Genomic DNA, 2,911 nt, shown 5'->3' on the forward strand with positions numbered 1-2,911 from the left:
TTGCCGGTTTGGTTAAGGCAGGCCGCTACAAAAAAGTATCAGCCAGCTTTTATCCACCCGGTAGCCCCAGCAATCCCGTACCCGGTAAATGGTATGTGCGCCATGTAGGATTTTTGGGCGCGCATCCTCCTGCTGTGAAAGGCTTGGCGCCCATCAATTTTGCCGATGGTGAACAATTCGTCGAGTTTTCAGAGGCTGCTCACCGCCGCGCCGCTTCGATTTTCCGCCGGTTGCGTGATTGGCTGATCGAAAAGTATGGCATCTCCACTGCCGATGAAGTCATTGCGGATTGGGAAATCCGCGACATTGAAGAAACCGCTGCATGGGGCAATCAGCCCGAACTTAACCCGGCATTTGCCGACCCTCAACCCAACCCTGAAACCCAAACCCATGAATCGATTAAGGAGACCGATATGGCGACCGAAGAACAACTGGCGGCCGAAAAGGCTGCCCGTAAAAAAGCCGAGGCTGACGCCGCTCAAGTCAAGGCGGAATTGAAGAAGCTGCAGGATGAGCAGGAGAAAGCCTTGCGCGAAGGCAAGCATGAGCAAAATGCCGAATTTGCCGAAAGCTTAGTGAAAGATGGCCGTCTGAAACCGGCTGATAAAGAGCTGGTGATCAAGGTATTGGATTTTGCCGATTACCCTGAACATGTGGATTTCGGCGAAGGCAGCACCATCGGTGAAGCATTACGCCAATTTCTGCGCGGTTTGCCGGAAGTATTGCCAAGCGGCCACCATGCCAAAGGTGCTGCGCCGGCAGCCACCGGCGGCCTGTCTGCCGATTTTGCCGAAGCGGCCAATCCTGATGCGCTGAGCCATCACGAACGTGCAGTGGCATTGGCAGCTAAAGAAGGCATCACCTACGAAGAAGCGGCACGCCGTACAGCCGCATAACCCATCGCATTTAAAAAGGAAAAAACATGAGCGCTCATTTGCGTAAATTGCGCGGTCAAATCGACCCCGTCTTAACCAATCTGGCGGTCGGCTACAAAAATGCCGAGTTTGTCGCCGAAAAGATTTTCCCGCAGGTTTATACCGATACGGAAGGCGTGCAAGTACCGGTGTTCGGCAAAGGCTCTTTCGTCGAATACGACACCAAACGTGCCGTCGGTGCGGCATCTAACGTGATTACTTTGGATTCGCCGAACTATTTGCCGGTGGTGCTGGAAGAACATGACTTATCCGCCGGTGTGGATTACCGCGAAAAAGCGGAATCGAAGTTTGACGAGCAGGCTAAGGCGACCCGCCGTGCGACCAAAGGCGTGCAACTGCGCCAAGAAATCGAAACGGCCACCTTGTTGCAAAACAAATCGGTTTACCAGTCCGGCCACAGCAAAGATTTAGCCTCGGCTACGCAATGGTCGGCGGACAGTTCCAATCCGCTGATGGACATTGAAACTGCCCGTGAAACAGTGCGTGCGGCCTGTGGCGTACGTCCGGGCGTGTTGGTTGTAGGTGCCAGCGTATTGTCTGCTCTGAAACGCCATCCGGAACTGATTAAAGCATTAGGTGCGAATGAACGTAAAACCTTGCTGACAATTGATCAGCTGAAAAACCTGCTTGAGTTGGACGACATCATTGTCGGCCAAGCGGTATCTGCTCCGGCTGCAAACAAAGCAACCAAAGACGTTTGGGGTAAATTCGCCAGCCTGATTGTGCGCCCGCCATTGGTTTCAGACGGCAATGACGAGGGCGAACCGGCCTTCGGATACACGTTCCGCCGTCGCGGTATGCCTTTGGTCGACCGCTACGATGAAGTCGGCGGAAAAGTCGAATATGCCCGCTATACAGACATCCGCAAAGCGGCGGTAGTAGGCAGTGCGTGCGGTTTCTTGTTTGAAAACGCAGTGGCTTAACGATTAAAGGCCGTCTGTTTTTCAGACGGCCTAGGAGAAAAATATGAGCTTAAAGATTACATCTCAAGAAATCGAAAGCAAGATTGATAAGGTTGATTATCACCGTGTGGGTGAGACAACCGCAATTGTTTGCTCGTTGACTTTGAAATCAGGTTTTGTGGTGATTGGTAAGGCAGCTTGTATCAGCCACGATATTTTTGATGATCAGGTGGGCCGCGAATTGGCGTTACAGGATGCTATGAACCGCCTGTGGGAATTGGAAGCTTATCGTGTGAAAGAAAATGCAGTTATGCAGAAAGCAGAGGTTTAAATGGCTCAAACCAAACAAGTGGTGTTGGTCACCACCATTACAGCGACAGGCGAGATTGTGAAAGACCGCTTTGTCAATTTTGCCGGCGCACAGGCCAAGGCCGGTGAAGCCGTGTTGGGTGTGGCTCCGTACGATGTATCTAACGGCGATATCGCGGCGGTTGACGTAGTCGGTATTGCGGTAGTTGAGGCCGGTGGCGAAATTGCGGTCGGTGCGGAAGTCGGGGCAGATGCTCAAGGCTGCGCGGTTACCGGGGCGGGCAAGATTGCCGGTACTGCCCTCACGGCAGCGTCCGGTGCGGGCGAGACCATCCGCGTACTGTTGAAAGGTTAATCATGGCTAAAGTCTATATCGCAAACACGCCCTTAATCCTGGAGGATGATAGCGGCAAGCAGTACCGTGTGGAAGCTGGCGAAGCTGTCGAGCTGACACCTGAGCAATACGAATCAGTGGCCGCGCATGTGACTGCAACATTGACCACCGGGGAAGAACTGGATGCCCAACAGGCAGAAGCTCAAGAGCAAACGCCGTCTGATCCCGCATCTGTCGACGCTACACAGCTCAATCCAGCGGCTGAACCTGAAGTAAAACCCAAAACGCAACGCAAAACAAAGGCGGGCGAGTAATGTACATCAACGCCGAAAACATGTTTAAAGCGATGAGTAAAGCGGAATTGGTGCAGCTTACAAACGACGAACCGCGTGCCACTGAACCGGATATGGAGGTGGTAGATGAAGCCATCC

Annotated in this window: 5 protein-coding genes; all 5 read left to right on the top strand. The window is 53.0% G+C overall.

The window, feature by feature from the left end:
- Window positions 1-896: 2-oxoacid:acceptor oxidoreductase (locus ACEPPX_RS11535; RefSeq protein ID WP_416624153.1), on the top strand; the 896-nt coding region annotated here is incomplete at its 5' end.
- A 26-nt stretch (window positions 897-922) separates the two neighbouring features.
- Window positions 923-1,858, top strand: a complete 936-nt coding sequence (locus ACEPPX_RS11540) for a hypothetical protein (protein ID WP_416624154.1) — start codon at window positions 923-925, stop codon at window positions 1,856-1,858.
- A gap of 43 nt (window positions 1,859-1,901) precedes the next feature.
- The gene (locus ACEPPX_RS11545) at window positions 1,902-2,168 is read left to right on the top strand and encodes a Gp49 family protein (protein WP_064130513.1); all 267 of its coding nucleotides are present in this window, start codon (window positions 1,902-1,904) and stop codon (window positions 2,166-2,168) included.
- Complete coding sequence (locus tag ACEPPX_RS11550; protein ID WP_416624155.1) at window positions 2,169-2,501, top strand: capsid cement protein; 333 nt, start codon at window positions 2,169-2,171, stop codon at window positions 2,499-2,501.
- Between the two features lie 2 nt (window positions 2,502-2,503).
- Window positions 2,504-2,794 carry a hypothetical protein gene (locus tag ACEPPX_RS11555; RefSeq protein ID WP_416624156.1) on the top strand — a complete coding sequence of 97 codons (291 nt, stop codon included), beginning with the start codon at window positions 2,504-2,506 and terminating at the stop codon, window positions 2,792-2,794.
- Window positions 2,795-2,911: the final 117 nt, after the last annotated feature.

This window comes from Neisseria sp. S1 (assembly GCF_048060015.1).
Classification (GTDB): Bacteria; Pseudomonadota; Gammaproteobacteria; order Burkholderiales; family Neisseriaceae; genus Neisseria; species Neisseria arctica.

Excerpts from the sequence above, each read along its gene's own strand:
- ACEPPX_RS11555 (WP_416624156.1), top strand. The coding sequence starts at position 2,504 with ATGGCTAAAGTCTATATCGCAAACACGCCCTTAATCCTGGAGGATGAT.
- ACEPPX_RS11550 (WP_416624155.1), top strand. The coding sequence starts at position 2,169 with ATGGCTCAAACCAAACAAGTGGTGTTGGTCACCACCATTACAGCGACA.
- ACEPPX_RS11540 (WP_416624154.1), top strand. The coding sequence starts at position 923 with ATGAGCGCTCATTTGCGTAAATTGCGCGGTCAAATCGACCCCGTCTTA.
- ACEPPX_RS11545 (WP_064130513.1), top strand. The coding sequence starts at position 1,902 with ATGAGCTTAAAGATTACATCTCAAGAAATCGAAAGCAAGATTGATAAG.